This window comes from Streptomyces sp. NPDC047981 (assembly GCF_040653315.1).
Classification (GTDB): domain Bacteria; phylum Actinomycetota; class Actinomycetes; order Streptomycetales; family Streptomycetaceae; genus Streptomyces.
This window is the reverse complement of the sequence record NZ_JBEZNQ010000180.1, coordinates 1-3,840: the sequence shown is the minus strand read 5'-3', so window position 1 is coordinate 3,840 and position 3,840 is coordinate 1. Positions and strand designations below refer to the sequence as shown.

Sequence of the window (3,840 nt, the reverse complement as noted above, 5' to 3'; positions counted from 1 at the left end):
ACGCCACCCCCGCAACTACCTGGCCTTCCTCGGCCTCGCCGCAGCCATCTGCTGCTACAAGCGACTCGTCCGCCTCACCACATAGGACACGGTCTTAGTCCATGAACGCCTGCATCGGCGCGCTTGTCATCCTCCAGGAAGCATGGGTCTGCACGAAGGATTTCAGCTCGTTTCCTGGCCTCCTGTCGCCTGTCCGGGTGGGTAGCTGGCGAAACGGCCGTGGCCGTGCTCGCTGCTGACAGCGAGAGGGTCTCCGCCAACTCAAAGGTGTGGGAATTCGAGCACGCGGGCATCATCTTTGGACGAGGTTCTTGTCGGTGATGCCGCTCTTCTTCAGCAGACGAGTCAGCTCGGCAAGATCGAGCGTTCCGTCTTGCATAGTGACCGTCATGGTCCCGGCGAGGATGCCGCTGGAGAGCTTCTTCGTGCCCTTGGCGTTGAAGAACCGTCCAGCCTTGGCACCGAAGCCACCGGCCTTCTCCGAGACCTGCAGCGAACCCGCGTACGTCCCCACAGCACCGCCTGGGACGTCGGTTCCTTCGAAGACGAGCACCGGATGATCTGTGCCACCGCCGTAGACGGTAAAGCGGATCGGCATCTGACTATTGAGCTTGTACTGCTGGTATCGCGCCTTGTTATGCCACCTGATCCGACTCGCGTCCTCACGCCGCAGCGCCTCCAGTGCGGCCTCCGGCGCTTCACAGCCCGAAAGATCAACTTCTGTCATCAGCTCAGCGTTGGCTCTCTTCCGACCCCTGACAGGCTGCTTGGAGGAGGAAGCCGGGGCTGCTTGGATCTCCTTCTCGTCGTCGAGGTCCCGAAGGAACTCGTCGCCGGGCTCCTGCCGCGGCTGCTCGAGCCTCGGAGGAGCGGAGCTGCTGCTGCTCTGCAGTGCGGACTCCGGGTCGTCCACCACTTGCTCTTCGGCCTGAGCCCTCGCGGGGTCGATGACAACTTTCGCTGTCCGGTGGCGGTCCGTTGCTTCGGCGACAGCCCTCTTCGGCAGGCGTTTCTCAATGACGGTCTGCTCAACGGGGACGGCCTGCCGAACGGGGCCGGCCTGCCGGGTAACCCTGTCCGGCCCAGCATGTCGTACTTGCGGAAGTTGAGGTCGCTTTAGGTATCCCGCGAGCTGCTCACGCGTGAAGAAACCGAAAAGAACGCTTCGGTAGATGTCTTTGGCGGCCTGCTCCGCTTCGTCATCGGCACGCTGCGCAATGTGGCAGAGGAGGTCCTCGAGGTGCTTTCGACTGCATTCGGGCCATGCCAGTGAGACCTTGGCCGAATCCACTGCTGCTGCCCAGTCACCCGACGCCCACAGTCTAAGCCAGCGCCACTCCTCTGCCACCCTGAAGCACTGCTCCATGGACATGCTGTCCGTCCAGTTCGCGTACTCGGCTGCGATCTCCTGCTCGTCCCGGTCGTCCCCTGGGGCCAGCAACCGCACGAAATCCCGAAGCGTCCGCTCGTCCCAGACCACCGACGGCCACTCCGGAGCCGAATCAACCGCCGACCACCAGTCACCGACCGCGGCAGCCCGAAGAAACTCCATCTGACCTATCACATTCTTCCCCATCTCTTCCCAGTGCTACGACCAGTTGCTGCAGCACGCGCCCTCCTAGGTAACGCCCCCGCAGTCCGCCAAGGCCACCATCGCGCCAACCTTTGCCTGCTTAATCGGGAGAACTGCCTCAACGGGCAGTCCGGCAGAGCCCGGGAAGGCTCTTGAACAGAACTCGGCAGCCGAGAAGAACCGAGAAAGCTCTGACGCCGAGGCGGATCCATGGGGTGTCCTTCACGGTGTGGGTGGGGGAGGCAATGGTGCCGGGCTTTTCCGAGGCCTGCGTGTGGTCACGGCATCTCGATGTCGGAGGCGTATTGCTCGGTCCAGCCGACGGCACACCCGTGCACATCGGCGACAACCGCACGGGGCGCAGCTACACCCTCGATCCGGATGGTGACGCCTTCGTGCTCGCGGCGGAACGCCTCCAGTTCCTCGGGGGTCTCAGGGCACAGAGCGGGATCATCCGAGTCCGGACTGCCGAAGACCGCAGTCTGAATGAGACGTCTGTCCATCCTGCTCCAGTTGCTCCAGAAGGGTGACCTCTCCCCCATCATGCTCCCGAGCGCTGACAACCCCGCGGTTTCAGCAGGACTCGCGCCTGAGAGCGCGATGCCGATCAAGGTCGCGAGACAGGTCGGCGGGCACTGCCAGTCAGATACCCGGCCCTGCAGTCCTGTGCGCAGAACGCCAAGGGCACCTGAGAAGGTATGACTTCGGGTGATGAGCTGGCGTTCCGGTCTCCGCCTTCGGGCGCGGGCTAGAAGTTGAACACCTCGCCGGTCGCGCGGTGGAGTTCACAGGCGTTGCGGTAGGTGTGGCTCCAGTCGACGTGCCGGCCGTGGGAGGTCCTGCGGGCCGTGAAGGTAACGGCGTCGTTGTAGGTCCTTGACCCCGGATCCTGAACACGGGTTATGCGGCTGATGCCAGCGTAGTTGGTGGTGCTTCGAGTGCGGCTTCGTAGGTGATGGGGCTGCGGTGTCTGAGGCGGGAGTGCCGGCGTCGGGTGTTGTAGCGGTTGAGCCATCGGAAGGCGTCGAGTCGGGCCTGGCGCTCGTTGGGCCAGCTCTTTCGGCCCTGGAGTGTCTCGCGTTTGAAGGTCGCTTTGAAGGACTCTGCGAGAGCGTTGTCCGCGCTGGACCCGACCGCACTCATGTCCGTCGGACCCCTGCTGACCTGCAGGCTTCGGAGAAGGCCCTGCTCGTGTACTGGGCTCCGTGGTCGGTGTGCATGATCGATCCGGCGAGGCTGCCGCGGGTTCGGACCGCTGCCGCCAGGGCGTCGGTGACGAGGTCCGCGCGCATGTGGTCGGCGATGGCCCACCCGGCGAGACGGCGTGAGGCGAGGTCGATCACGGTCGCGGGATAGCAGAACTTCCCGCCGTCGATGGGCAGGTAGGTGATGTCGCCGACGTACTTCGTGTTCGGGCTTTCGGCGGTGAAGTCGCGGCCGATCAGGTCCGGCGCCTTGGCTGCGGCCGGGTCGGTGACTGTGGTGCGGTGCTGGCGGCGCAGGCGGACCCCTTGGATTCCGGATGCCCGCATGATCCTGGCGACACGCTTGTGGTTGACCGCCTCAACGCTCTCCTCACGAAGCTCGGCGGTGATCCGCGGGGCCCCGTAGGTGCCGTCCGATTCCCGGTGCACGGCCCGTATCCGGTCGGCGAGGCGGGCGTCGACCGCCTGCCGGCCTGCCCGGTCCGCAGCCGTCCGGCGCCAGTAGTGGAAGCTGGAGCGGGCGATGCCCAGGATGTCGCACAGCCGCTTCACGCCGTGACGGCGCTGGTGGTCGGCGACGAACTGGAAGCGGTTCACCAGCGCGTCTCCCCGGCGAAATACTTCGCCGCTTTCCGCAGGATCTCGCGTTCTTCCTCCAGCTCCCGAATCTTCTTCCGCAGTGCGGCGTTCTCCCCCTCCAGCGGCGCGGCCGCCTCGGCCGTCCCCTCGGCACGGCGGCCCCGCGGCCGGCTCGCACCGGCCACTCGAACCCAGTTCCGCAGCGTCTCCGGATCCCCCAGATCGGCGGCGACCTGCCTGATCGTCGCCTCGGGCCGCGACTCGTACAGCGCGACCGCGTCCGCCTTGAACTCCGGCGGGTAGTGCTTCATGACCACGAGATGTCCGTTCCCAGATCCACAGGATCCAGTGTCTCGTGTGTCCAGGATCAGGGGTCAAGGCCCTTGCGGGGGCATGACGGGTTTCCCTTTGGTGCGTGATGGAGCGGCCAGCGGGTCTGTATTGCGGGCGTTCTGACAGGGTTTTATGGGTGTTGCCCGGGTT

2 protein-coding genes and 1 pseudogene are annotated in these 3,840 nt (G+C 65.2%); all 3 read right to left on the bottom strand.

Translation table 11 applies throughout. The annotated features are described in order from the left end of the window. Nucleotides 1-292 precede the first annotated feature (292 nt). On the bottom strand, nucleotides 293-1,576 hold the full coding sequence (locus tag AB0E14_RS39550) for a hypothetical protein (RefSeq protein ID WP_362430378.1): 1,284 nt from the start codon (nucleotides 1,574-1,576) through the stop codon (nucleotides 293-295). Nucleotides 1,577-1,851: 275 nt separating this feature from the next. Further along, nucleotides 1,852-2,076, bottom strand: a complete 225-nt coding sequence (locus tag AB0E14_RS39545; RefSeq protein WP_362430375.1) for a hypothetical protein — start codon at nucleotides 2,074-2,076, stop codon at nucleotides 1,852-1,854. A gap of 397 nt (nucleotides 2,077-2,473) precedes the next feature. Further along, nucleotides 2,474-3,674: pseudogene (locus AB0E14_RS39540) on the bottom strand (IS3 family transposase). Nucleotides 3,675-3,840: the final 166 nt, after the last annotated feature.

What these genes read in the sequence shown, in the direction of transcription:
- AB0E14_RS39545 (WP_362430375.1), bottom strand. Translation starts at nt 2,076, where the DNA reads ATGGACAGACGTCTCATTCAGACTGCGGTCTTCGGCAGTCCGGACTCG.
- AB0E14_RS39550 (WP_362430378.1), bottom strand. Translation starts at nt 1,576, where the DNA reads ATGGGGAAGAATGTGATAGGTCAGATGGAGTTTCTTCGGGCTGCCGCG.